This window comes from Halochromatium glycolicum (assembly GCF_016584085.1).
GTDB classification, from domain to species: Bacteria; Pseudomonadota; Gammaproteobacteria; order Chromatiales; family Chromatiaceae; genus Lamprobacter; species Lamprobacter glycolicus.
In genome coordinates, this window is record NZ_NRSJ01000042.1 from 21,720 (window position 1) to 45,956 (window position 24,237).

The 24,237-nt window shown below is 65.7% G+C and carries 23 protein-coding genes; 15 read left to right on the forward strand and 8 right to left on the reverse strand.

The features are described from left to right. Window positions 1-57: 57 nt before the first annotated feature. The 6 genes from CKO40_RS18405 (at window position 58) to CKO40_RS18430 (ending at window position 9,445) form a co-directional block, all read left to right on the forward strand. Window positions 58-1,920 (forward strand): glycine betaine ABC transporter substrate-binding protein, encoded by a 1,863-nt coding sequence (locus tag CKO40_RS18405; RefSeq protein ID WP_200347912.1) that lies wholly within the window; start codon window positions 58-60, stop codon window positions 1,918-1,920. A 79-nt stretch (window positions 1,921-1,999) separates the two neighbouring features. Next, complete coding sequence (locus CKO40_RS18410) at window positions 2,000-2,626, forward strand: hypothetical protein (protein WP_200347913.1); 627 nt, start codon at window positions 2,000-2,002, stop codon at window positions 2,624-2,626. A gap of 312 nt (window positions 2,627-2,938) precedes the next feature. Beyond that, window positions 2,939-4,021, forward strand: coding sequence for an efflux RND transporter periplasmic adaptor subunit (locus CKO40_RS18415; RefSeq protein ID WP_200347914.1), 1,083 nt, complete (start codon window positions 2,939-2,941; stop codon window positions 4,019-4,021). Between the two features lie 91 nt (window positions 4,022-4,112). After that, complete coding sequence (locus CKO40_RS18420) at window positions 4,113-7,163, forward strand: efflux RND transporter permease subunit (RefSeq protein WP_200347915.1); 3,051 nt, start codon at window positions 4,113-4,115, stop codon at window positions 7,161-7,163. A gap of 371 nt (window positions 7,164-7,534) precedes the next feature. Continuing rightward, the gene (locus tag CKO40_RS18425) at window positions 7,535-8,005 is read left to right on the forward strand and encodes a hypothetical protein (protein ID WP_200347916.1); all 471 of its coding nucleotides are present in this window, start codon (window positions 7,535-7,537) and stop codon (window positions 8,003-8,005) included. A gap of 168 nt (window positions 8,006-8,173) precedes the next feature. Continuing rightward, the gene (locus CKO40_RS18430; protein ID WP_200347917.1) at window positions 8,174-9,445 is read left to right on the forward strand and encodes an alpha/beta hydrolase; all 1,272 of its coding nucleotides are present in this window, start codon (window positions 8,174-8,176) and stop codon (window positions 9,443-9,445) included. Here CKO40_RS18430 and CKO40_RS25210 read toward each other — a convergent pair. Then, window positions 9,427-9,660 (reverse strand): BCCT family transporter, encoded by a 234-nt coding sequence (locus tag CKO40_RS25210; protein ID WP_200347918.1) that lies wholly within the window; start codon window positions 9,658-9,660, stop codon window positions 9,427-9,429. The two genes, CKO40_RS18430 and CKO40_RS25210, sit on opposite strands and share 19 nt — an antisense overlap. Before the next feature lie 126 nt (window positions 9,661-9,786). On the opposite strand from CKO40_RS25210, the gene CKO40_RS18440 reads away from it, so the two are divergent. Beyond that, window positions 9,787-10,260, forward strand: a complete 474-nt coding sequence (locus CKO40_RS18440) for a helix-turn-helix domain-containing protein (RefSeq protein ID WP_200347919.1) — start codon at window positions 9,787-9,789, stop codon at window positions 10,258-10,260. 154 nt (window positions 10,261-10,414) lie between these two features. Here CKO40_RS18440 and CKO40_RS18445 read toward each other — a convergent pair whose 3' ends face one another. Together CKO40_RS18445 and CKO40_RS18450 are read right to left on the reverse strand one after the other, a co-directional pair. Beyond that, window positions 10,415-11,437, reverse strand: coding sequence for a DUF481 domain-containing protein (locus CKO40_RS18445; RefSeq protein WP_200347920.1), 1,023 nt, complete (start codon window positions 11,435-11,437; stop codon window positions 10,415-10,417). A 53-nt stretch (window positions 11,438-11,490) separates the two neighbouring features. Continuing rightward, the gene (locus CKO40_RS18450) at window positions 11,491-11,934 is read right to left on the reverse strand and encodes a hypothetical protein (protein ID WP_200347921.1); all 444 of its coding nucleotides are present in this window, start codon (window positions 11,932-11,934) and stop codon (window positions 11,491-11,493) included. Window positions 11,935-12,150: 216 nt separating this feature from the next. On the opposite strand from CKO40_RS18450, the gene CKO40_RS25215 reads away from it, so the two are divergent. From CKO40_RS25215 to CKO40_RS18485, 7 genes are all read left to right on the forward strand, one after another. Then, on the forward strand, window positions 12,151-14,361 hold the full coding sequence (locus CKO40_RS25215) for a mechanosensitive ion channel domain-containing protein (RefSeq protein WP_200347922.1): 2,211 nt from the start codon (window positions 12,151-12,153) through the stop codon (window positions 14,359-14,361). 3 nt (window positions 14,362-14,364) lie between these two features. Next, window positions 14,365-15,144: a hypothetical protein gene (locus tag CKO40_RS18460; RefSeq protein WP_200347923.1), complete on the forward strand. Its 780-nt coding sequence runs from the start codon at window positions 14,365-14,367 to the stop codon at window positions 15,142-15,144. Window positions 15,145-15,148: 4 nt separating this feature from the next. Continuing rightward, complete coding sequence (gene hdhA, locus CKO40_RS18465) at window positions 15,149-15,916, forward strand: 7-alpha-hydroxysteroid dehydrogenase (RefSeq protein ID WP_200347924.1); 768 nt, start codon at window positions 15,149-15,151, stop codon at window positions 15,914-15,916. A 123-nt stretch (window positions 15,917-16,039) separates the two neighbouring features. Beyond that, entirely contained in the window at window positions 16,040-16,837 is a 798-nt protein-coding gene (locus tag CKO40_RS18470) for an SDR family oxidoreductase (protein WP_200347925.1), read from the forward strand. 25 nt (window positions 16,838-16,862) lie between these two features. After that, entirely contained in the window at window positions 16,863-18,677 is a 1,815-nt protein-coding gene (locus CKO40_RS18475) for an alginate export family protein (protein ID WP_207173729.1), read from the forward strand. 97 nt (window positions 18,678-18,774) lie between these two features. Then, window positions 18,775-19,248, forward strand: a complete 474-nt coding sequence (locus tag CKO40_RS18480; RefSeq protein ID WP_200347927.1) for a hypothetical protein — start codon at window positions 18,775-18,777, stop codon at window positions 19,246-19,248. A 278-nt stretch (window positions 19,249-19,526) separates the two neighbouring features. Beyond that, on the forward strand, window positions 19,527-21,023 hold the full coding sequence (locus CKO40_RS18485) for a mechanosensitive ion channel family protein (RefSeq protein WP_200347928.1): 1,497 nt from the start codon (window positions 19,527-19,529) through the stop codon (window positions 21,021-21,023). Window positions 21,024-21,103: 80 nt separating this feature from the next. Here CKO40_RS18485 and CKO40_RS18490 read toward each other — a convergent pair whose 3' ends face one another. The 5 genes from CKO40_RS18490 to CKO40_RS18510 all read right to left on the reverse strand — a co-directional run bounded on the left by CKO40_RS18490 (window position 21,104) and on the right by CKO40_RS18510 (window position 23,874). Continuing rightward, window positions 21,104-21,244 carry a hypothetical protein gene (locus CKO40_RS18490; protein ID WP_200347929.1) on the reverse strand — a complete coding sequence of 47 codons (141 nt, stop codon included), beginning with the start codon at window positions 21,242-21,244 and terminating at the stop codon, window positions 21,104-21,106. A 110-nt stretch (window positions 21,245-21,354) separates the two neighbouring features. Continuing rightward, window positions 21,355-22,446 (reverse strand): DUF2333 family protein, encoded by a 1,092-nt coding sequence (locus CKO40_RS18495; protein ID WP_200347930.1) that lies wholly within the window; start codon window positions 22,444-22,446, stop codon window positions 21,355-21,357. Window positions 22,447-22,519: 73 nt separating this feature from the next. Next, window positions 22,520-22,765, reverse strand: a complete 246-nt coding sequence (locus CKO40_RS18500; protein ID WP_200347931.1) for a hypothetical protein — start codon at window positions 22,763-22,765, stop codon at window positions 22,520-22,522. A gap of 44 nt (window positions 22,766-22,809) precedes the next feature. Continuing rightward, window positions 22,810-23,289 carry a YbaK/EbsC family protein gene (locus tag CKO40_RS18505; protein ID WP_200347932.1) on the reverse strand — a complete coding sequence of 160 codons (480 nt, stop codon included), beginning with the start codon at window positions 23,287-23,289 and terminating at the stop codon, window positions 22,810-22,812. Between the two features lie 105 nt (window positions 23,290-23,394). After that, window positions 23,395-23,874, reverse strand: coding sequence for a hypothetical protein (locus CKO40_RS18510; protein ID WP_200347933.1), 480 nt, complete (start codon window positions 23,872-23,874; stop codon window positions 23,395-23,397). 111 nt (window positions 23,875-23,985) lie between these two features. Between CKO40_RS18510 and CKO40_RS18515 the strand changes: the two genes are divergently transcribed. Next, a partial coding sequence (locus CKO40_RS18515; protein WP_200347934.1) for a transposase occupies window positions 23,986-24,237 on the forward strand: 252 nt, incomplete at its 3' end.

The window sequence follows — 24,237 nt, forward strand, 5'->3', positions numbered from 1 at the left end:
ACCTTCATCAGCCCTGTTCGCCAGCGAGACGGCGCTCGCCGCGCAGCCGGTCTTCTCATGCTCCTGGCCGTCTTCACACTTGCCGGCTGCAGCGACATCGAGCGCCCGATCCGGGTCGGCGCCAAGGATTTCGCTGAGCAGCAGATCGCGGCCCAACTCCTCGCCCAGACCTTTCAAGCCCAGGGCATAGCCGCTGAGGTGGACGACACCAAACGGACCGGGCTCGGCGCTATCGGCGCCGTTTGGTCGGGTGAGATCGATCTCTACCTGGACTACACCGGCTCGCTGCTCGGTTTGTCCGGAGAACCGCTGGCCGGCAACCCGGCGGTGTCCTACGCCGCAGCCGAGCAAGCCGTTGCGCCCTTCGGCCTGGCACTTGGGCCGATGCTAGGATTCGATAACGATTATGCCGTGCTCGCGCGTCCCGGCTCTGCCGCTGCCGCAAATCCGGCAACACTCAGCGGACTCGCCGATGCGCCACGGGCGTTACGCATCGGCATGACCGAGGAGTTTCGCGCCCGCGCCCGGGATGGCTACGAGCCCTTGGTCCGCCACTATGGGCTGCGCGCCGAACCGACGTTGCTGGTCGGGAGCACGCCGACCGGCAAAGACCAGCTCTACACCGCGCTGCTCGACGGGGAGATCGATCTCGCGATTGGCTTCGTCACCGACCCGCAGATCACGGAATTCGGCCTCGTGGTGCTGGCCGATGACGGCGACTTCTTCCCCGCCTATGCCGCTGCCCCGGTCACGCGCGCAGCACTCTTGCAGCGTCGTCCGCCGGTCGCGGAGGCCCTGACGACACTCGAAGACCGCGTCAGTACCGAGGCCATGCGCGACCTCATCGCCGAGGTGACCACCCTCGGGACCGACCCCTACGATGCAGTGGCCCGCTTCCTCGACCCGCAGCTCTCTCCGACAACCCAGAGCCCCCTCGCTCGCCCCTTCAGCATCGCGGTCGGTGGCCTGGATGCAGCCGCGGGACAGGCGGCCGAGGTCGTGCTGGCGTTGCGCAAGGCGTTTCCAGGGCGTCGCATCGAGGTGCGCCGGGTGCATGACCCGCTGACACCGCTACTGGCCGGCGAGGTCCGCTACGCACTGGTCGCCGGCCCGGAGCTCTTCACCCTCGCCGAGACCGGCGGCCGGCCCGAGCGCGGCGACGCCAACGCGCTGGTACCAGTGGGGTTCGACCTGCTCCATCTGCTGGTGCGACCGGATCAGGCCAGCGCGACTTGGGCAGCCGAGGCCCAGCTCGGTGTCGGGCCGGCTACGGGCGTCACGGCCCGCACCGCGGCCTTCCTGGAGACCGGCGTCGAGGCGGCCCAGGCGCGCTTGGTGACCAATGAGGCCACCGGCTTGGCTGCGTTCCGCGCCCAGGCATCCCAGGTGCGCGATGGCGAGCTCGACGGGCTCTTGATCATGGCCGAGAGCGGGCATCCGCTCATCGACGAGCTGCTCACATCAGGCCTCAGGCTTGCTCCGATCGACAACTGGCGCACAAGCGGCAACCGCCTGGCCTTCCCCTTCCTGCAGCCGGTGACCCTCCCGGCCGGCAGCTATCCGGGGCAGAAGCAGCCCCTGCGCACCCTCGGCAGTCAGGTCGTGCTAGCGGCGGCGCGCCCAGACCCGGCCGACGCCATCGGCGTGGTCGGACCAGGCTCAGCAGCCATTGGCCAGAACCTGCCGGTCGCCGCGGGCACCGTCGCCCGCATCCGCGAAGCGCTGGATGTGGACGTGCGCCTGGACCCGAGCCTGCCGGCCGCCCTGGTCGCCTTTCAGCCGCCACCGGAGCGACGCGACGGCATCGGCATCTCGCCGGTCGGCTCGCTGGCCAACCTGGCTGTGATCATCGCCCTTGTGGTGTTGATTCGACTGTACCTGCGTCACCCGGCCCAGCCTTCGTCCACCAATGGACGCTAGGGCAACCGGAGGTTAGCCGTACCTGCCATGAGATCAGGCTCGCAGACAAAAAGACGACCGCCGCGGAGGCTGCGAATCCATGTCCAATCCAACCGATGATCAGGCACAGATGTCAGCGGCCATCCGCGAGCTGACTGTATCCCTGCGGCGATTCGAGGCGCGTTACGAGGCCGCGCGTCGGAGCGAGCGCCGGCTTCGGATCGGGCTTGTCTTCAGCACGCTGCTGATCCTCGGCGGCGGGATCTATCTCGGCTTGATCGCCACAACGGACTTCGTGGCTCAGATCGCGCCGCCCCGAGTCGCCCAGATCGATCCCGAAGCCGCTCTGGAGCGACGAGCGCAGCTCCTTGCGAGCCTGGAGCCCGCGGAACGCGCACGGCTCGAGCAATTCGAGGCGCAAACCGCCCTGGTGCGGGAATACGTTCAGGTTTCGCCCGAGTTTAATGCTGGGGCGACGGTGGCACTGGTGCTGTCAAGCATGAGCCGGTCGGTCGAGGTCATGCCGGCGCTCTACCGCGTCGTCGCAGCGATGGCAGACGACATGCGTGCCATGAACGCCCGACTTGCGGAAATGGACCGCAAAATGGACGCGCTGCCGGTACTCGCCACCCAAGTCCAGGGAATGCGCGGGGAGATGGCCATCATGGCCGCGAGCGTCGATTCAACGATGGGCCGCGCTGGACGCATGATGCCCTGGAACTGGTGAGGGCATTGATCTTGGCTGTCCGTCCCCGCCCAATTCGGGCGATACCAGCGAGCGCTTGACGGCTCAAGTGATCATACTCAATGCCTTTGGCTCGCTCGATTCAGGATATGTCAGTCGCCCATGACCGCCAATCATAAGAACACGACCGCCCAACCTGGGGGCCGATGGGGGCGGAAGCCGCAGCGCGCATCTAGCCGCCGTCAGCGGATGACCGTCGCCCTTGTGGTCTCGGTCGTTCTTGCCGGATGCCAGCCGTCCGCGCCTCCGCCAACCGAGCCCGCCGACGTCTCCCGTCCCGCGGAGATCCTGGAGGTGACGGCGGCCACCCTGCGGGTGGACCTGCGCTTCCCGGGTCGGGTGCGGGCGGTGCAGCGTGTGGAGTTGGCCTTCAATGTACCGGGGCAGATCGTCGAGCTGCCGGTCGTCGAAGGCCAAGCGGTGTCCGCGGGCACCTTGATCGCGCGCCTTGACCCGGCGAGCTACGAAACGACGCTTGCCGCGGCCCAGGCCGAGCTCGAGGCAGCCAGTGCCGAGTACGAGCGGCTGCGACAGCTCTGGGAGAAGAGCCAGGCGGTGCCGCGCGCCGAGGTAGAGCGCAAGCGCACCGCGGTCGACGTCGCCCGCTCGCGCTTTGCGGCGGCACAGAAGGATCTGGACGACACCCGCCTGACTGCGCCCTTTGGTGGCCTCATCGCCCGGCGTCTGGCCGAGAGCTTCCAGAACGTCCAGGCCAAGGAGCCGGTGGTGAGCCTGCAGAATCCGGATGCGCTGGAGATCGTCATCCATGTCCCAGAGCGCGTGGTGCGCAGCGAGCCCAAGCGCCTTGCGGCCTTTGCCGTCTTCGCTGATCTGCCGGAGCGACGCTTCCCGGTAACGCTCAAGTCCTTCGCCAGCGAGGCCGACCCGCAAACCCAGACCTATGAGGCGGTGCTCGGCCTCAGCCAGCCACCGGACCTGCGGGTGCTGCCTGGCATGGCGGTCGAGGTGTTGCCGGATGCCGCCACGGAGCAAACCGCCGCTATCACAGGTCCAGCGGACAGCGTCGAGACAGGCGAGGGTCCAGCTCACAGCCTGACAGCGACAACGTCCGACGCCGATACGGCAGACGCAACGCCTGCGGAGGACGACGGCTCGCCACAAGCAGCCCCAGCGCCAGCGTCACCGGTCTTAATCCCGCTCGCCGCCATCGTCGCCGCGTCCGATGGCACGCCGAGGGTTTGGGTCGTCGACCCCGAGACCAGCCAGGTCAGCCAGCGCACGATTCAGACCGGCGCCATCCAGGGCAGCGAGGTGGCGGTGCTGAGTGGACTCATGCCGGGTGAGCAGATCGTCACCGCTGGCGTGCATCAGCTGCGTGAGGGGATGCGCGTGCATCCGCTCGCGTCCGAACGCTAACGAGGCGCTAAAGATGCACCAACGGGACGCTAGCTGAGCGCTAACGAGACGCTAACGAGCTGCTAACCAAGCGCTGACAGAACAGACTGCCATGAACATCGCTGCCGCCACGCTCGAAAAGCGCACCATCGCCTGGCTCGCCTGCGCCCTACTGCTGATCGGCGGCTGGATCAGCTATCAAGGACTCGGGCGTTTCGAGGACCCGGAATTCGTGATCCGCGAGGCCGTGATCGCCACCCCCTACCCCGGCGCGCTGCCGAGCGAGGTCGCCGACGAGGTCACCGATGTGATCGAGGGCGCCGCGCAGCAGCTCCAGGAGGTCAAGGAGATCACCTCGGTCTCTAGCCTGGGCTTGTCGCGGGTCAAGGTCGAGATCGACCTGCCCTTCGCGCGCAGCCGTGACCGACTGGAGCAGGTGTGGGACAAGCTACGGCGCAAGATCACCGATGCCCAGCGCGCGCTGCCGCCGGGCGCCGGGCCGCCGGTGGTCAATGACGACTTCGGCGACGTCTACGCGCTCTTCTTTGCCGTCACCGGCGAGGGCTACTCGCTCGAGCAGATCCGGGACTATGTCGAGATCCTCGAGCGCGAGCTGGTGCTAGTGCCCGGCGTAGCCAGAGTCGCGACCCTGGGCGCGCCGCGTGATGCCATCTATATCGAGATCGCCGCCGCCCGGGCTGCGCAGCTCGGCATCAGCCAGGCGCAGATCGACGCCGCGCTGCGTGAGCACAATGCGGTCTCAGCCGCGGGCGACCTCGAGATCGGCCCACAGCGCATCCGCATCGTCCCCAAGGGCGCGGCCGACTCGGTGGCCGCGATCGGCAACATCGTCCTCGGCGCGGGCGGTGGCGATCAGCTGATCTTCCTCAAGGATGTCGCCGAGATCCGCCGTGGCCTGGTCGAGCCGCAATCGGTATTGGTGGGCTACGACGGCCAGCCGGCGATCGGCCTCGGCGTCTCCAATGTCGCCGGCGGCAATGTGGTCGCGATGGGCGATGCGGTGCGCGCGCGGCTTGCCGAGCTGGAGTCGCAGCGCCCGGTCGGGATGACGCTCAACAGCGTCTCCTACCAGTCCGATTCGGTGCGCGAGGCGGTCAATGGCTTCGTCGGGAACCTGATCGCGGCGCTGGTCATCGTCATCGGCGTGCTGGTGCTCTTCATGGGGCTGCGCAGCGGGGTCATCGTCGGCATCGTGCTCTTGCTGACCGTGGCCGGCACCCTGATCGCGATGTCTCTGGACGACATCGCCATGCAGCGTATCTCGCTCGGCGCGCTCATCATCGCCCTCGGCATGCTGGTCGACAACGCCATCGTCGTCACCGACGGCATTCTGGTGCGACTGCAGCGCGGCGAGGATCGACGCACGGCGGCCATCGCGGTGGTGCAGGCGACCCAATGGCCGCTGCTCGGTGGCACCGCGGTCGGCATTCTCGCCTTCAGCGCGATTGGGCTCTCGCCGACCGACATGGGTGAGTACGCCGGCTCGCTGTTCTGGGTGATTCTGTACTCCATGCTGCTGAGCTGGCTGCTGGCGGTGACCATCACCCCGCTGCTCTGCGTCGAGCTGCTCAAGGTCAAGGCGGCCGACCCGGCGCAGGTGCAACGCCATCCGGTGCTCGATCGCTACCGTGCCCTGCTGCGGACGCTGCTGCGCCATCGACTCGGCACCGGACTCGCGCTGCTGGCGCTGCTGGCGGCGGGCGTCGTCGGCTTCGGCTTCGTCTCGCCCGGCTTCATGCCGGAGTCGGCGCGGCCGCAGTTCGTCGTCGATCTCTACCTGCCCCAAGGCACCGATATCGAGACCACGGCGGCCGAGCTGGCCGAGGTCGAAGCGACCGTCCGCGCCAAGCCCGGCGTCACCCATGCCACGCGCTTCGTCGGCCAGGGCGGGCTGCGCTTCATGCTCACCTATGCCCCCGAGGAGCCGAATAGCGCCTACGGGCAGCTGCTGGTGGATGTCGAGGACTTCCGTCGCATCGCCCCGCTGGTCGCTGAGCTGCAGGAAGAGCTGAGCGCCGCGCACCCGGACGCCGCAATCAAGGTCTGGAAGTTCATGCTCGGGCGCGGCGGCGGCAAGAAGATCGAGGCCGCCTTCCGCGGGCCAGACCCGGCGGTGCTGCGCCAGCTCGCCGAGGAGGCCAAGGCTATCATGGCCGCCGACCCAGGCGCGGTCGCGGTGCAGGACGACTGGCGCGAGAAGGTGGCGGTGCTGCGCCCGGAGATCGATCGGGTGGCCGCCGAGCGCGCTGGGGTCGATGCGAGCCAGATCGGCGCCGCGCTGAACCGCGCCTTCAGCGGCACCCAGGTCGGGGTCTATCGCGAGGGCGACACCCTGGTGCCGATCATCGCCCGGGCACCGCAAGCGGAGCGCGATGACGCCGCCGCGCTGAACAATGTCCAGGTCTACAGCCCCACCGCCGGGCGCTACCTGCCGGTCGGCCAGCTGATCAAGGGGACCGATCTGGAATGGGTGGATGCCATCGTGCGCCGGGTCGATCGCTTCCCGACCCTCAAGGCGCAGGCCGATCCCTTACCGGGCAAGCTGTCCGGGCCACTGCTGGAGCGGCTCAAGCCGTCGATCGAGGCCATCGCGCTGCCACCGGGTTATGCGCTGGAATGGCACGGCGAGGACAAGGCCTCGCGCGAGGCCAATGCCGGGCTCGCGCTCTCGGCGCCCTATGGCTTCGCGGCCATGATCCTGGCGGTGGTGGTGATGTTCAACGCGCTGCGTCAGCCGCTGGTGATCTGGCTCACGGTGCCGCTGGCGATTGTCGGCGTGGCAGTCGGCCTGCTGCTGTTCCAGGTGCCGTTCGAGTTCATGGCCATCCTCGGCTTCCTGAGCCTGATCGGGATGCTGGTGAAGAACGCCATCGTGCTGGTCGACGAGGCCGATGTCGAGCGCAAGGCCGGCGCGCCAGGGCTCGCGCCGGTGCTCAATGCCGCTGCTAGCCGAGCCCGGCCGGTGGTACTGGGCGCCCTGACCACCATCCTCGGCGTTGCGCCGCTGCTGCTCGATCCCTTCTTCAAGAGCATGGCGGTGACCATCATGTTCGGCTTGGCCTTTGCGACCCTGCTGACTCTGATCGTCGTGCCGCTGTTGTATGCCGTGCTCTTTCGGATGAAAGACCCCGTGACCAGCTGAGGATGATCGCGCCGAGCCGCGCTGGATGGCACCGCACGGCTCGCTCGAGATCCTCTGCGGCGATACCGTCTTCAGCACCCGCCCGCTTTGCCCCAAGATGGCAACCTGAGCGACTCCGAGCCAATGCCGAACAGGCCCATCAACTTCCGGTGACCTCACTCTCATGGCGCGGCGCCACCCGAAAAATGAATCGCGTGAGGTTCAGGTTAAATCAACAGCCTTCCATGCCTGAGAGTCCAGCGCTTTGGCTCCCAAAGCGTGCAACCGAAAGCATAAACCTGCCCATTTTGGGCACAAAGACGCGGCAATCAGCACAAGCGCCGCGATCGATGTCTTAGACTGCAACCAAGCCATTCATCGGGGACAGATGCATGTCGAATCCGCAGAGCGCATCGGCGCCGCATGAATCGAAGATCGCAATCGGTGCCGCGATCACAGGTGTCATCAATGGGCTGCTCAATGGCGCCATACAGTGGTATCTGCTCGCCGGCCACGACCCGCTGCCGCTCACCGTCGACTGCATTTCCAACGACGAGCACACCGTCTTCGGCGCTGCAGTCCCGCTGGCGGTCAGTCTCGCCATGATCCTGACCGCCGTCGCCTACACCACCGTCAAGCCACCAAGGCCGCCCTTCTACCCAACCTTTCTGTGGATGACGGTCAAACACGGCTTCTTCACACTCGGCGTCATCGTCACCTTGGCGGTACTTTGGCAACGGCTCTTCGGGTCGGTCATCATCTCGCTCCCCGTTGGGGTCGTCATGCTCGGACTGGTCGCGGGTGTGGTGGCGGCCACGGTCAATTACATGACGATTCGAGCGACTGTGATCCGACCGGCCTGAGCAGATCCACAACCGAGGCTTGGCGAGGAGTCCGGGCAGATCGCTTGCCAAGCGGAAGCAGATTAGCCAGCCGTGCGTAATGGCCGATCGGCCGCGCTGTCGGTGCCTTTATCCTGTTCACACCAGCTCCTCTGAAATCCGGGAGCAATATCTGCCGATTTTTATCCGATGCAAGCCGCAGCAGACAGCTATGCTTACCTCGCCCTCGGCACCCTGCTTCTGGCCGGATGCGCCATCAACAAACTGCCCGCCGATCAGGTCTCTCTGATGCCGGCCCCGGCGATCTACGGCGAAGGCCGCATCGACCCGTTCGACAACAGCGCCGCTCTCGCCGATAGCCCGCCGCCGTGCATTCTGTACGCCACCGATCGGGCGCCGACCGCGGAGCCGGAGCGTTTCGCCTACTACAGCGACGAGCGCGCGAACGTCCTGCGCCTCGGCAAGGCCTGCATCGAACCCGCGGGCCACCAACCACTGACCTGGGCGGAATTGCGCCGCATCTCCCTGCTCAAGAATCGCGGCGGCCGCTACCCGTTGCAGGTCGGCAGCGTCGATGAATACGGCATCCTCGAGCGCAGCGTGCCGCCGTTCGCAGACGGGGTCGAGCGCTCTCCCGTGCCTGGCGACCGCTTCGCCGCCGCGCTCGATGCCCGCCTGGCCGCCGCCGCCAACAAGGACGTCTACATCTACGTCCACGGCTACAAGGTGGACTACGAAAACCCGGTCCTGGTTGCCGGCGAGTTGTGGCACTTCTTGGGTAACGACGGTGCCTTCATCGCCTACAGCTGGCCGTCGACCCGCAAGACGCTGGCCTATTGGTCCGACCTGGACGATGCCCTCAACTCGGCCCGTGGCCTGCGCATGCTCATCGCCTTCCTGTCGGAACAGGATGCGGTCGAGAACATCCATGTGATCGGCTACAGCGCCGGGACGCGTTTGGTGGCACGGATGCTGGCCGATCTGGGCATGTACAGCCGCTTTATGAGTGAAGATGAGATTCGCCGACGGCTCCGGCTCGGACAGGTGATCCTGGTCGGCAGCGACATCGACCGTGGCATCCTCGGCGGCTATCTGCTCGACGGGGCGTTGCGCGTGCCCAAGTCGCTGACGATCTATCAATCCTCCGCGGATTCCGCGCTGAGTCTGTCCAAGCTGTTGTTCCGCCGGCAGCGCGCCGGCGAGGCGCTGATCGGCGAGATGGAAACCGAGCAAGCACGCCGTTTCCTGAGCAGCCACTCGAGGCTTCGCGTGATCGACGTCAGCAACGCGGAAGGCGCGGTCAGCGGTAGCGGCCACGGCTACCTGCGCGAAAGCCCTTGGGTCAGCAGTGATGTGGTCCTGAGCCTGCGCTACGACCTGGCGCCACAGGAGCGCGGACTCACACGCACTCCGGGCAGCCCGATCTGGACCTTCCCGGACGACTATCTCGAACAGCCGTAGGGCCCGAGTGCCAGCACCGCGCCGAGCACGACGAAGCTGGTGCAGAGCATCAGGAACAGCCAGTCCAGCGTCGTCAGCGCAAAACCGGTCAGTGCATTGGCGGCGCCAGCCACGGCGTCCGGTGCCAGCACGCTCCAGATGCCGATGGCCCCGCAGATGACCACGGACAGGATGAAGACGGCCCCGAGCAGGGGCCTAGACGATGTAGTGTTCACCGGATCGGTCTCTAGAAGCTGTTTAGACTTGCAAGGTATAAAGGCGTGCGGTCAGCGCCTCAAGCATCAACTTGCCCATGAAGGTGCCAAGTGCCCAAAATAGGGTTCTTTTAAAGCAGAGCGGTCATGAACCTCGACCAAGACTCCCTGAAAGCCCATTTCGGCCGTATCTGGCCCATTCATAACAATGCCTTCTGTGATCTGCTGGTGACGCTTCGACGGCACTTCGACGGCGACCTCGATCGCATGCTGGTGCTTGCCATCATCGGCTCGCGCACGCTGAAGGATGACTCCATCGAGGGCCTATGCTATGAGCACTTCATGAGGCTCGAGCGCCGCGGCGAGCCCGCCCCGATCAATGTCCAGTCCATCGCCGACCACAGCGGTATCCCACGGGAAACCGTTCGCCGCAAGGTCAAGGAACTGCTGCACACTGGCTGGATCATCCGCCGCGACAAGGGCTTTCTAATCGCCTCCAACAAGGCCGCAGCGGATCTGGCACCCGCGACCGAGGCGACCATGCACTATCTGCTCACGGTCGTCACAGCCTGCAATGAAGCGATGGCCGGCGCCCCTCTGCCGCCATCGAGCGAACCCTGAGGACGTACCGCTACATCCCAGCCCGAGCTGCCGCGACAACGCATCTTTTTGAACCGCGAGGAACCACTGCCCGCATAAGTCAGTGAACCGGCGGCGTGGATTTCGGCCCGGCGTGCCGCTCCTGCGCGGCATGCGAAGCTCCGTGCCCGATCGGTCAATCGAATTCCACGCCGAGGCCGAGCATATACTGGATGTCTTCTTTCTCCGCCCCCCGCGCCGGGTCGGTTTCATAGTCCCAGTCGAACTGAGTATTGAAATAGATATCGGCCCAGACGTCCCAGCGAAAGCCAGTCGAGGTTTGGATCAGCGTGGTGTCGCGACCGCTCAGGTAATGCCAGACGCTTTGGTCATGGAAAAATTCGAGATCGCCGCCTAGCAGGTCGTGCCGGAAATCGGCACTCCAGCGTGCCGCGAGCGATTGACTTGTATCGCCGCCAAGCGCTTCGTCGATGCCGACGGCGGAGAGCGAGACCTCGAGCCGACGGTCCGCATCATCGAAGAACTGGTAGCCCAGGCCACCGCCAGCGCTCACGCGCCGATCGAGATCGCGCACCGGATCACGTTCGCCGCCGATGCCGGCCTGCAGGAACCAGTAATCCGACATGAACCAGCTATACACATAGTTCGCCCGCATCCGATCCTGCGACGTCACGCCGTCCTGCGAGGCCTGGTCAATGCGTAGGTTCACCTCGTGCCGATGCGTGTCGTTCGCAATTCGGCCGTACCCCTGCCATGTGAACTGGTTGTCCTCCGAGTTACCCGCACTGCCGTCCAGCGATAGGTCGGTGCGCACCTTCCAGTCCCAACCCGCGTTGATTTCCTCGAGCTCCTCGATGTCGGTCAATGCGATCGGCTGCCGCCGATCGGCGGTCACCAGCATCATCCCGCCCGCCTCATCGACCTCGAGGGTGCCAGTGATCTTGCGTTCGTCGTCTAGCTCGAATTCGAAGGACCGGTTGGTCAGCACCTGCTCGATCGCCGACAGTTCGATCGCAAACTCATCGGCATAGGCCGGTTCGATCAGCAGTTCGCCGCCCCAGATCTGTTGAATTTCGCCGGTGATGCGGTCGCCATTCTTGAGGATGACCTGGTCCTGGGCCAGCACCGAGGCGGCGGGAAGAAGGGTCAGCAGTAGCGCACACCGTGCCGCCATTACGTATCGGGAAAGAGATTGCATGGAAACTCGTCGCGCCCATCGTGATCGCCGCCGAGGCGGGCACGGGGCGAGATTCAACCGAGATCGAGCTGGGTCTGGCGGCGATTGGCGGTGAAGCGACGAATCCGCTCCATCGCACTCGTGAACCGCCGCTCGAGTTCGTTCAGGTCGCGCCGATTGCGCACCGAGCGATCGAAGTAGACCAGCTCGGTTTCGTCGAACATGACCTTCATTCGAACCCGAACTGCGTCGTAATCGTCGAATAGATCGCGCCGTGCGCGGTCCCCGAGCGTCGTCAGGTCCCGGACCTCACCGCTGGGCAGGATGACCTCCCGAACGCCGCGGACTTCACGCACCACGCTGATGTTGTAGAGACGATCCTTATAGGCAATGGATTTCTGGGCGGTCGTCACCTTGGTGCTTCCACAGCCGCTGATGCCGAGGACCAGCATCAGCGAAACCAGCGCCAGGACGACAAGATGGAGCCGACGGAGCGATCGGGCAGTAGTCAATAGCATGGAGGACTCGAAATCGGGCACGCCCGGATTGGGTAGGCCATTTACTTGAGTTTTTCACGATGAACCCGCGGGTGACAACGCTGGGGCCGCCCAAAATGAGCGGTCATGGGATCGACTGTCCGGATCGCAGCCGCTACCTTATTTAGCCCTCATCGCCGAATGTGGACCCATCATGCAAACAATGTCAGCAGGCGCCTGGTCGCCCCCGGGGTGGCCGTGAAGGCACGCTCCGTGCTCCTGTGGATGCTCGCCGCTGCCCTGCTGTCGGCGACCCAAGCCGCGTGGGCCGACGGCCCCTGGGAGGGCTTCTGGGAGGCCTACAGCAGCGGCGAGGACGCCTATGTCAGCCTGCGCCAGGACAGCGATCGCGTGGTAGGCACCTATTTTCCCTACAACGGCCATCTCGAAGGCGTCGCCAAGGACGGCGTATTGCGCGGTACCTGGCGCTCTCCCAATGGCGAGGGGACCTTTGTCTTTTCGCTCACGCCCGATGGCCAGGCCTTTTCCGGCTCCATCGGATCGGGCGAGTGGTGGAACGGGCGCCGCATCGACGAGGAGGACGTCGGCACTCTCGACATCGATCTGCGCGACGCGGGCCGTACCGTGCGTTCCTTCATGGCCGCCGGGCGCGCCTATCGTCAGGGCGAGATCTCCGGGCTCCAGGCGATGTTCTCGGCCCTCTACTTCGCCGGCGACCCGCCCTTCGCCGAGAAGTCCCGACGCGCGCGTCTCCTCTACGACGTCCTGACCCAGACCACCTTTCGCATCTTCGAGATCCGCCCGGCGCGTGAGACCGAGCCAGGTCAATCAGAACCAGGGTTCACCTACCAGTTCGAGCAGGCCGGCACCGGCGAAGCGGTCACCCTTCGGTTCCAGCGCGACGTCTTCGATCTCTGGCGCATCGAGGCGCCGGAAGCGGCGCAGCTGGAGGCCCAGCTAGCGCGCCTGCTGGCGGCGAGGGGACGCAAGGAGATCGACCCCACGGCCTACCTCGCGCTGGCGAGCCCGCGCCAGACCCTGGAGGCCTTCATCGTCGGCATGGCACGCTGGGACGTGGACGGCACCGAGCTAGTGAGCCGCACCTTCGACCTCTCGGCCGTGAGCGAAAAACTGCGCGACTCGCGACTCCCCGTGCTGGCAACCTTCATGGCCGGCGTGCTCAACCACATCGGTCATCTCACCCTGGAGGAGCTGCCGGACGATCCCGCGCGCGGACGGCCCTACTTGTTGTATCAGCACCCGGTGGGGAACATCGTGCTGGCGCGCACGGTCGATGCCGATGGCCAGCCCCGCTGGCAGTTCACCGCCGAGACCCTCGACGGCATCAAGGCCCTCCACGACGCGGTGCGCACGGTCCCAGTCTCCTTCGAGAATGTCCGCAACCCCCACATCGACACCCCTTATCTCTGGTGGCGATCCCGCGCCAATGACCTGTCCCCGACGCTCACCATCGAGCTCGCGGGCATCGAGCTCTGGCAGTGGCTCGGGGTGGTGGTCCTGGCGTTGGTGCTCCCGTTCGTGCTGCACCTGGGCTTGCGCCGGATCGAGCGCGCCCGGGCCGGGAGGATGTTGCTCTCACGGCTGGTCGCCGTTGGCGTCCCGTGGGTGATCAGCGCGACCGCGCTCGGCCTTCCCGACCGGCTTTCCGGGCCGCTCTACGCGGTGGGCTGGGTGCTGCTCATCGTCGCGATCACCTGGCTGCTCTACCGTGCCGTGACCGCCGCGAACAGCGTCCTAGCGCGACTCGCGAAGCGCACCGAGAGCACCGCCGACGATGTCGCAGTCACCCTACTAACGGGACTCGCCCGCATCCTGCTGGTGGTCGGCGCCCTGATCGCCATCGCGGATGTGCTCGGGATGCCCTATCAGACCGTACTCGCCGGCGTCGGCGTGAGTGGTCTCGCCCTCGCCATCGCCTCCCGGGACCTGCTCGCCAACCTGTTCGGCTCGGTGATCATCGCCAGCGACCGGCCCTTCACCCGCGGCGACTTCGTCAGCGTCGGCAACATCATGGGGACCGTGGAACAGGTCGGGCTGCGCTCGACGCGGCTGCGCCCCGTGGACGATACCTCGGTCACCATCCCGAACAGCACGATCGCCACGGACCGGGTTGTGAACCTCTCCAAGCGGCGCAAGATCCGCGTCCTGGAGACGATCCATGTCTCCCACGATGCCTCCGTCGAGGCGATCCTCGCGCTCCGGGAGCGGCTCCGCGGCGAACTGCTCGCCGACCCCATGGTCGCCGATGAAAACGTGCGCGTGGGCCTGGCCACGATCAGCCTCTACGCGGTCGAAATGGAAATCTCCTTCTACATCAGCACCGCGGATTACGATGCGTTCCTCTATGAAAAGCACCGCATCATGGCCCACCTCCTGTCCACGCTCGAGGCGGCCGGCGTCGAGCGCGCCGTCATCCGCCGAGACTAGACCATGAGCAGCAACGGCAAGCAACCACGCAAGCCCTCCCGGTTCCTCATCATTACCGTCATCGTGGAGCTGGTGATCATCGGTGTCCTGGCGTGGGCGGTCCTGCAGCTTCGCGGCGGCATCGAGGCGGCCCATGTCCGGGATCGGCAGGCGACCGAAATGCTCCTGGCCACCTACACCCTGCGCCAGAGCTCCGACTACCTTTCCCGCTTCGCGCGCAGCTATGCGGCGACCGGCGACCCGGCCTGGCGCGACCTGTACCAGCAGGTGCTCGACATCCGGCGCGGCGAGGCACTGCGCCCGAAGAACTATGAGAGCGTGTACTGGGACCTGATCGAGCCCTACCGCTCTAATGCCCATCCGCTTCTCTATCCGCAATCCCTGCGCAACATCCTCGAGGGTCTACCCTTCACCCCGGCCGAGATGGATCTGCTACAGGAGGCGGAAACGGAATCCGAGGGGCTCGCCGAGGTCGAGCTCGCCGCCTTCGAGGCGGTAGAGGCGCAGCGCCCCGAGGCGGCCGTTGAGGCCCTGTTCTCGGTGGACTACCTGCGTGCCAAGCACGCCATCATGCAGCCCATCGACGAGCTGATGATCGAGGTGCGCGAGCGCATCGCTGCCGAGCGTGAGGACTGGTTGACGCGGGCGGAAGGCTTGCTCGCACTGGTGATCTGGGCTTCTGTGTTCGCGGCGGTGGCCAACCTAGCGCTGTTACTGGCAGCGCGGCGGCGCTACACGCGGGCGGAAAAACTCAGACCATTTTCCAATCAATTCTCTGGGTAACACTATGTATGATCCGCTCACTTTTCGACTGGATGGCGCGGTTGCCCTGATCACGGGCGCCGGTGCCGGCATCGGCCGTGCCATCGCCGAGACCTTCGCTGCCGCGGGTGCGGCGGTCGCCGTCACCGACCGCGATGCCGCCGCGGCCCAGGAGGTCGCCGCGGCGATCACTGACGCCGGCGGCAAGGCCGTCGGCGGCGCCTGCAATGTCACTCAGGAAGAAGACCTCGCCGCCGCGGTGGACCTTGCTATCGATACCTTTGGCCGCCTAACCATCCTGGTCAACAACGCCGGTGGCGGCGGCCCGAAGCCGTTCGACATGCCGATGGCCGACATGCGCCTGGCCTTCGAGCTGAACCTGTTCTCGGTGTTCCGGCTCTGCCAGCTCGCCGCGCCCTACATGGAGCAGGCCGGTGGCGGCGCCATCCTCAACATCACCTCGATGGCCGGCGAGAACAAGAACCAGCGGATGGCCTCTTACGGGGCCTCCAAGGCCGCCGAGAACCACCTCACGCGCAACATCGCATTCGATCTCGGACAAAAGAACATCCGTGTCAATGCCATCGCCCCTGGCGCCACCCGCACCGATGCGCTGAAGAAGGTACTGACGCCCGAGATCGAGGCAAAGATGCTCGAGCACACGCCGCTCAAACGCCTTGGCGAGCCTGCGGACATGGCCAACGCTGCGCTCTTCCTCTGCTCGCCGGCCGCGGCCTGGATCAGCGGCCAGATCCTGACCATCTCCGGCGGCGGGGTTCAGGAGCTCGACTGAGCGTCCTCAAGGCGCCGCTGTCGCTTTTGTTCGCGGTGATCACCGACCCGCGAACACGGCATCGATCGCCGTCTTCGAACAGGTCCTTCATCGGTTCCGGCGCTGCCCGGTTAGGAGCGAGACATGCCCCAATTCGATCCCTTCAACGATTTTCGGATGCAGGGCCATGTGGCCCTCGTCACCGGCGGCGCCCAGAACATCGGCGAGGCCATTGCGCGCAGCTTCGCCGGCGCCGGGGCCAAGGTGATGATCGCCGATCTCAACGGCGACAAGGCCAACGCCACCGCCGAGAGGATCGCCGAGGAGACCGGCAGTGAGGTCATCGGAATGGCCTGCGACGTGACCAAGGACGAGCAGATCGATGCCTGCGTCGCCAAGACGGCCGAGGCCTTCGGCAGCATCTCGACCCTGGTGAATAACGTCGGCTGGGGCCGGGCCTATCCGGACCCGCTCGCTGTGCCGGCCGAGGAGATGATCGAGAGCTACAGACTGAATACGCTTGCCGCGCTGCGGATGACCGCGGCGTGCCGGCCGCATCTGGAACAGGCAACCAACCCGACCGTGACCAACTCCGGCTCCCTGGTCGGCGTGCTGCCGGCGTTCGACTTCATCGCCTACTCGGCCGCGAAGGCAGCGCTCAACCACGCGATGCTCGGGCTCGCCCACTACTTCGCCAAGCGGGTCCGGGTCAATACGGTGCTCATCGGCACGGTGCTCACCCCTGGCTACGCCGAGGCCGGCCTCGACGAGAAGACCCAGGAGGCGCTCGCACACCCGGACAACCTGACGGGTCGGGCGGGCCGACCCGAAGACATCGCCAACGCCTTCCTGTGGCTCGCCTCACCGGCAGGCAGCTGGGTCTCGGGCCAAACCATCCAGGTCTCGGGCGGCGGCAAGCGCGTGCGCCTGATGCCCGAATAGGGCGACGCCTCAGGCTCTTGACCAAGTGCACCGGCAGAGAGCGGCCCGTGCGGCCCCGGTCCGGCTCTGTGCGCTCGCGTGCAACGGGGCGCTGGTGTCCGGCCTGCTCTGGACGCTGGCTGGCGGAGCCGCGCTCGCGCAGACCGGCTCCGGGAGCGGTGCCGGCATCGGCGGCGGTCCGAGCTACGAGGCCCTGCAGCCCCTGCACGGCGGCGAGACGATCACCTCGATTGGCGTCGAGGTGGAACCGCCGGATGCCCCCGGGGCCGACACACTGCAGGCGACCGTGCGCGATGAGCTCAACCTGCGCACCGGCGACTCCTGGGACCCGATGCTCGGTGCGGCCATCCGTGCCAGGCTCGAGGCGCGCCCCGAGATCCGGTCCATCGCGTTTGCCGGACGCGCCCTCGGCGGCGGCGTCGGACGCCGCCTCATCGTGACCGTCCAACCGGCGAGCGATGCAGCAGCGGTGCCCCCGCGCGGTCTCTTGGTGACGGGCGACCTGGCTGACTTCCCGCTGCTCTATCGCCGCGGCGGACGTCACTTGCAGGTCATCTTGAACGGCGGCCTCGGCGTCTACTCGGACGGCAATCCCTGGTTCGACAGTCCCGAGACCTTCACGCGGGGCAACCCGCTGGTCGAACGGCCGGCGGCGGGTGCGGGCACCGGGGACCGGGCAAGCTGGGCCGAGGGGTTCGTCCAGATCGGCGTGGGCGGCGTCGCGCCGGTGGCGGGCGACGCCCTGTACGGGTTTGGCGCGGTGTCTGCGATCGCCCCCGGCTCGGTGGGTCGCGACATCTTTCGCGACGACCCCCGCGCGAGCTTCGACCTGGAGCTGGCCTATGCGGGTCTGCTCTATGCGCCAACGAACGCGCGCCGGCGGCTCAAGGTCTCCACCGGCCGCCAGAACTTCACGCTCAACAGCGGCTTTCTGATCTCGCAGTTCGGCTCGCAATGGAACGCCGGGCCAAGGCCCGGCGTCTACATGTCGCCCCGCACCGCACACGACTTTGCGCTCCTCGCCTCCGGACAGCTTGGGGATTGGTCGGCCCAGGCATTCTGGCTCGACCCCAACGAGTACCAGCCCATCGAGTCCAACACGCGGGTCACCGGGCTGAACCTGCGCCGCCAGCCCGCCGGGCGCTGGGCTTGGGATGGCTCGATCATCTACGTCCCCGAGTCCGATACCCGCTACCGCGCGCCGGATGGCCGCCCGCGCCAGCGCGAGGGCCTGTGGACCGTCGCCGGCCATCTGCGCCGCCGCGCGGTGCCCGACGCGCCCGGCGCCTGGCTGGAGGCCGAGCTCGCCCATCAGTGGCACGACGACTTCCCGATGGCCGCCTGGGCCGGCTATGCGGAGGCCGGTTGGATCGCGCGGAACACACCCTGGACGCCGAGCCTCTCTTATCGCTTCGCCTCCTTCTCGGGCGACGACCCGGATACGACCCGCTACGAGCGCTTCGACACCCTCTATTCCGGTGGTCTCGATCAGTGGCTGCAGGGCATCTCGATCAACAAGGTGCTCACCCAGGCCAACCGCAAGACGCACCGGGTCCGGTTGAACGTCGCACCCACGGCGAGGCTCAATCTGACGATCGACCTCTACAGGCACGTCGCCAACGAGAAGAACAACCTCGGGGCCAACCCGGCACTCGGCACCCTATCGAGCCATGACCTCGGCGAGGAGATCCAGCTCACCATCCGCTGGGCCGTGTCGAGCCGGCTGTTCCTGCAGGGAATCACCGGCATCGCCTTTCCAGGCGCGGCCATCAAAGACGCCGCTGATGGGGACGCCAAACCCTGGAATACCGCCCAGCTCCAGTTGTTCTGGGGCTTTTGATCGCTCGTGCCCGCCAGTCGCTCAGGCTTGCGAGCGGGAGTGATGCGCGACCGGCCGCATCGTTCCACAATGCCCTAGCCCGTTCACGGAGATACCGATGTCCACTGCGAAAGAAACAGCTGCACCAAGTCCATCAAGTATCGCGCAAGGCGCGATCATATCCGGCGTCATCAATGCGATCATCAACGGCGCCATTCAGTGGTATCTGCTGTCAGGCCACGCCCCGCTGCCCTTGACCGTCGATGGAATCAGCAGCGACGAGCACACCGTCTTTGGCGCCGCGGTGCCCCTCGCCGTCAGTCTGGCGATGATCCTGACGGCCGTCGCCTATACCACCATCAAGCCGCCCAAGCCGCGGTTTTATCCGGTTTTTCTAGGGATGACCATCAAGCACGGCTTCTTTGCGCTTGGCGTCATCATCACCTTCGCAGTGCTGTGGCAACGCCTGCTCGGCTCCATCCTGGTTCCGCTCGCGGTGGCCGTGATCATCCTGGGTCTGGTCGCGGGGGTCGTCGCAGCGATCGTGAACTATATGACCATTATGGAGAGTCACCGCCGCAGTCAAGAGTGATCATCTGATCTGGACTCACGATCATGCCAAGCGGCCGCTCATAGCAACATCCCACTCCTGACGATACATTGCACGAGGTTCAGGTTGAGTCCGGAAGCGAAGCCGAATCGCTGCAGGCGGCCGTGCTCGCAGACTGTCAGTCCTTTTCGCGGGCGGTTTTTGCTACGCCAGTGCTGGGTATGGCCGCTTGGCTTGATCGATTCAGGCACCCCCCTTTGCGTGACCATTTGCCGATCTCAATAGTTGCCGATCTCAATAGCGATCCAATAGGAGCGAATATGTCGAAGCGTTTTAAGCTTGGGAAACTGCGGATGACCAGCGCCGGACTCACCGTCGTCTTGCTCTTGTGGGCGCTGGCGACGGGTGTCGGCTGGTCGCAGGAGAGCACGGCTCAAGAATCGACCCCCGACACTGACGCGCCGGACACAATGCCGGTCTATCCGCCGGGTCTTGATGATCCGGACATCGCGCTTGACGCATTGGAATTGCGGCTCGTTCCGCTCACCGCCGATGAGCTCGCCCCGCTCGCCGCGGCATGGCAGGACCAGGCGCGCGCTGCGGCGCAGGCGGTCATCGACAAGAGCCTCGCGATCCGCGCCGTCGACGGCGCCGAGACGGAGACCGACGCGCTGCGCAAGGAGCGGCTTGAGCTGGTAGAGGAACGCGACCGCATCTTCGAGAAGGCCTCGGCCGTGATCTCCAGCCTCGAAGCCAAGGGCGGGGACCCCGGTCAGGTCGAGACCATGCGGGCCTACCTGTCCGCGGTCATCGCTGCCGGGCGCTCGCAGCTGACGCTGCAGGAGTTTGCCGACGGTTTCCTGAAGTGGCTGACCTCACCCGAGGGTGGCGTCGCGGTCGGCTTTCGGATCGCCGTCATCGTCGGCTCATTCTTCGTCCTGCTGATCGTCGCCCGGATCGTGCGCGCCTGGGTGCGCCGCGCCGTCGACCGCACCCCGCAGCTCTCCAATCTGCTGAGCGGCTTCCTGGTCATGTTGGTGTACTGGCTCACCATCGCCTTCGGCCTGATGTTCGTGCTCGCGCTGCTGGGGGTGAACATCACGCCGCTGTTCGCGTTGGTGGGCGGCGCCTCCTTCATCATCGCGTTCGCGATGCAGGAGACCTTGGGCAACCTCGCCGCCGGCCTGATGATCATGATCAACCGCCCCTTCGATGAAGGCGACTACGTGCAGGTCGCCGGTCTCGGCGGCACCATCAAGCACGTCTCCATCATGTCCACGACCGTGACCACGCCCGACAACCAGGTGATCACGATCCCGAACTCCAGGGTCTGGGGCGATGTCATCACCAATGTCACCGCCTCGGATACCCGCCGCGTTGATCTCGTCTTCGGCATCAGCTACGGCGACTCCATCGAGCGGGCGCAGCAGGTGCTCGAAGAGGTCGTCGCGAACCACCCGCTGGTGCTGGAGGACCCGGCGCCGAACATCCGGGTCAGCGAACTGGCGGACAGCTCGGTCAACTTCATCGTGCGCCCCTGGACCAAGACCGGTGATTACTGGACGGTCTATTGGGACCTGCACCGTGCGGTGAAGGAGGCGTTCGATGCCAACGGCATCTCGATCCCGTTCCCGCAGACCGATATGCATCTGCACGTGGCCGACAGCGACAAGGCGGCCAGCCCGGCGGCGTTGGCAACAATGACCGGAGACGACACGGCGAAGCGCAGCACGGCCGCCGACTACGCCCAAGGCGATTATGGGGCCGATGAGCCGGGAGAATCTGCGGAAGGAGAAGACGGAGGCGGGCGCGGCTAGCACCACCTGTGCAACGACTCCATCGCGGGCCCGTCCCTCCAACCCCGGAACCCGAGGCGTTCGAGCCGCGGAAAGAGCGTTCAGAGGGTCGTCCGCAAGTCCATGGTCTTGCGATTGAGCCGCAGATGTCCCGCCTCTTGCCACGCCGCCGTCAATATGTCGTCGACGATCTGGTTGGTATGTTTGGCCGCATCCCTGATCCGGGTGAGCGCATCAGGCACGACGTCATCCACCCGCCTTGCCGTTCTCAGTACAACGCTCGCCTCACCGAGGACGATCCTCAGGAAGCCGGATCGTTCTCAAGCGTTGAGCCCCGCCCGCGCCGCGGACGTCAGCCCTGCTGAAGCAGCAGCCGAAGGTCCAGCACCGCCGCGTTGACGCGAGCGATGTACGACGACAGGACCATCGAGTGGTTTGCGAGGAAGCCGTAGCCGCTACCCATCAGGACCAGTGGGCTGCGCATCGGCTTGCTGGCTCCACGCAGATCCCGCTCGATCTGCGCCATTGTCGGTCCCGCAGTCTTATCCGCGACCACCGGCGCGAAATCGATCCGGAGCGCCTGCATGAAGTGCCGGAACGCCCAACTGTAGCCGCGCGCGCAATAGAACACGTTGTCGATGCGCTCTGGCGCCGTCCAGTGCAATGGTGCCTCGTCTATCATTGCATCTTCAGCCGGTGCTGACGCCGACTCCGCCCGATCGGCTTTGCCGGCATGCGCGAACGAGGGCATCGCCCCGGCCGTCTTATTGGCACTCAGTCGCAGACCGAAATTACCGAGGCGTTTTTCAACGAGGGCCAGGTATTCGGCCAGGTTGTCCGCGCGAACAGAGAAACGACCATTCATCACACGTCCGTTGTTGAGCGCGTCCAGATAACGCTTCAGGGCATCGATGCCCTTCTGGTACTCGTCTTCGGCCGCCGGCATGATCCAGCACTTCGGGTCGATCGCAAACTGCAGGTCGGCGCGTTTGAGGTCGAGGTTCTCGGCAGACTGCGTTTGCGTGCGACTGAAATCATTGCGCAGCGCGCGCAGGGCGTCTCTGAGGGCCATGATGACGCCGCATTCCCAGCTCGGGCAATTGTCGACCAAGACTCCAGGGGGCAGGCGGTCGTTATGCAGAAAGCCGCCCGGTTTGTTCAGCAGCGTCTCCGCCACAGCGATGGTGGTCGCAACGAAGGTGCTGCCGGGCACCGGTGGCGCGCTCGTCTCGCTGCTCTGCGCTTGCGCAAGCGCGTGAACATCAAGCGGCGGCGGTTGTTGGCACCAATAGATGCCGAGCGCGGCGGTCACAACGGCATAGCCGGCCAAGAGGCCGATGACGAGCTTGAGCCATGGTCGCCACAGACCGCGTTTGCGTGCCGGTCGGATAGCGGGTGATAGGGTCGAATCACCGCGACTGGGTCGGTGTTTAGGGTCGCTCATTGTCTGTCTCACTGGGGCGCATTGGTCCCCGCCAGGCGCCTCGGATTGGCTGATCAGACAATATTAGCAACGGCTAATCTACTGAGAATTGAAATTCGGCAATGGCCCCGGCGTCGAGGCGAGGTCGAGCGGCTGAACCCCGCGGCTGAACCAGTCTTCCGCGGTGTGTCAATGATCGCGCATAACGGCGCAACTCGAAACCACGGCCTTCTCGGACCGCCGCATAATCCGGCTCTTCGATCGCCATCGCCTGCCCTCCGGAGAACGTCAGCAGAAGTGCGACTGTGATGCGCGCCAGCAAGCGCGTGAGCTTGTCCATCGTTGCCGAGTAACCTTTGTCGCTGGCCGTGCTGATCGACGTGCTCAGACAGCCACGTCAACCAGCTGCGGCGAGAGCAACCGCTGCAGATCCGCGCTGCGTAAACGGATGATGTAGCCGCGCTTGCCGCCGTTGATATAGAGCCGTTCGAGCGCCAGAACGCTGCGCTCGCAGTAGACCGGCATGGATCGCCGCGTTGCAAACGGCGATGTGCCGCCGACCTGATAGCCCGAGTGCTTGTCGGCCGTCTGCGGCGCGCAGGGCTGAACACGCTTCACACCAATCTGGCGGGCCAATGCGCCGGTCGCAACCTCGCGATCGCCATGCATCAGGACGATCAGGGGCCGCTGCTGCTCGTCCTCCATGATCAGCGTCTTGACCACGTGGTGCAGATCAACATCCAACGCGTGTGCGACCTCGGCGGTACCGCCGCCGTTGTACGCATAGCAGAAGCCGTCGAAAGGGACCGCGGCTTGACGCAGAAGCCGCACCGCGGCGGTTACAGGTTCTTTCGTTCTTGCCATCTCGATCACGACAACGCGGTGGATTTGCCCGCGTGGGACGGGTCGTCAGGGTTCGGACAGCAACCGGACCAGGGCGCTCCGTGACGAGAAGCTCCGGTTCCGCTGTCAGGCTTGGCGGCTCGCATGCCGCGCGGCGAGCTCCGTGCGCAGCTGATGGGCGAAGGCCTGCTTCACGTCCCGCCAATCCCGGCTGTGGATGCGGATCGGCGCCGGTTCCGGAAAGTCCTTGTACCAGGGACCGTACGAGGGTCCGAGCACCTGCACGCGCTCGGCGGCCAGTACCGCCAGATCGGCCTGCTTGACCGCCGCCGGTTCAGGATGGACCAGCCCGAAGGCGTCGGCGACGACCGCGTTGATGCGCGCCTCGACCGCCTTGTATTCCGGCATGATCTGTTTGAGCGGGCTGACCATGTCGCCGATGTAGGCCTCGGCCGCATCGTGCAGCAGGCCCTCGAGGCGCAGCGCCGGCGGCAGCAGCGAAGCCACATGCAGCGAGTGCTGGGCGACGCTGTACGGGAACAAGGCGGCGCCATTGAAGCGGTTCATCAAAGACAGGGAATGGACGATGTCCTCGAGGCGCACCATCGCCGGGCGCGGCCGGCCTTGGTGCTCATTGAAGTGGACCCCGATTTTTGGACCAGGTGAGAAGTAAAGCTTCGGAGGCTATCCTCGCCCTAGACGAGAGGAGCCATCGACATGACCCGAAGCAAAGGTAAACGACTCAGTGCGGACTTCAAGGCCCGTGTGGCGCTTGAGGCGGCGAAGGGCCAGAAGACGGCCAGCGAGCTTGCGCAGGCGTATCAGGTTCACCCGACGCAGATCAGCCAGTGGAAGCGGCAACTGCTCGAGAAGCTGCCGGAGCTGTTCGCGTCTGGCAAGGCGCGCAAGGAGCCGACGGTTGAGACGGCCACGGCGCCGCTTTACGAGGAGATCGGGCGCTTGAAGGTC

Excerpts from the sequence above, each read along its gene's own strand:
- CKO40_RS18405 (WP_200347912.1), top strand. The coding sequence starts at position 58 with ATGCTCCTGGCCGTCTTCACACTTGCCGGCTGCAGCGACATCGAGCGC.
- CKO40_RS18410 (WP_200347913.1), top strand. The coding sequence starts at position 2,000 with ATGTCCAATCCAACCGATGATCAGGCACAGATGTCAGCGGCCATCCGC.
- CKO40_RS18485 (WP_200347928.1), top strand. The coding sequence starts at position 19,527 with ATGTCGAAGCGTTTTAAGCTTGGGAAACTGCGGATGACCAGCGCCGGA.
- CKO40_RS18460 (WP_200347923.1), top strand. The coding sequence starts at position 14,365 with ATGAGCAGCAACGGCAAGCAACCACGCAAGCCCTCCCGGTTCCTCATC.
- CKO40_RS18505 (WP_200347932.1), bottom strand. The coding sequence starts at position 23,289 with ATGGCAAGAACGAAAGAACCTGTAACCGCCGCGGTGCGGCTTCTGCGT.
- CKO40_RS18425 (WP_200347916.1), top strand. The coding sequence starts at position 7,535 with ATGTCGAATCCGCAGAGCGCATCGGCGCCGCATGAATCGAAGATCGCA.
- CKO40_RS18440 (WP_200347919.1), top strand. The coding sequence starts at position 9,787 with ATGAACCTCGACCAAGACTCCCTGAAAGCCCATTTCGGCCGTATCTGG.
- CKO40_RS18450 (WP_200347921.1), bottom strand. The coding sequence starts at position 11,934 with ATGCTATTGACTACTGCCCGATCGCTCCGTCGGCTCCATCTTGTCGTC.
- CKO40_RS18470 (WP_200347925.1), top strand. The coding sequence starts at position 16,040 with ATGCCCCAATTCGATCCCTTCAACGATTTTCGGATGCAGGGCCATGTG.
- hdhA (WP_200347924.1), top strand. The coding sequence starts at position 15,149 with ATGTATGATCCGCTCACTTTTCGACTGGATGGCGCGGTTGCCCTGATC.
- CKO40_RS18500 (WP_200347931.1), bottom strand. The coding sequence starts at position 22,765 with ATGGACAAGCTCACGCGCTTGCTGGCGCGCATCACAGTCGCACTTCTG.
- CKO40_RS18445 (WP_200347920.1), bottom strand. The coding sequence starts at position 11,437 with ATGCAATCTCTTTCCCGATACGTAATGGCGGCACGGTGTGCGCTACTG.
- CKO40_RS18480 (WP_200347927.1), top strand. The coding sequence starts at position 18,775 with ATGTCCACTGCGAAAGAAACAGCTGCACCAAGTCCATCAAGTATCGCG.
- CKO40_RS18420 (WP_200347915.1), top strand. The coding sequence starts at position 4,113 with ATGAACATCGCTGCCGCCACGCTCGAAAAGCGCACCATCGCCTGGCTC.
- CKO40_RS18510 (WP_200347933.1), bottom strand. The coding sequence starts at position 23,874 with ATGGTGCGCCTCGAGGACATCGTCCATTCCCTGTCTTTGATGAACCGC.
- CKO40_RS18495 (WP_200347930.1), bottom strand. The coding sequence starts at position 22,446 with ATGAGCGACCCTAAACACCGACCCAGTCGCGGTGATTCGACCCTATCA.
- CKO40_RS18430 (WP_200347917.1), top strand. The coding sequence starts at position 8,174 with ATGCAAGCCGCAGCAGACAGCTATGCTTACCTCGCCCTCGGCACCCTG.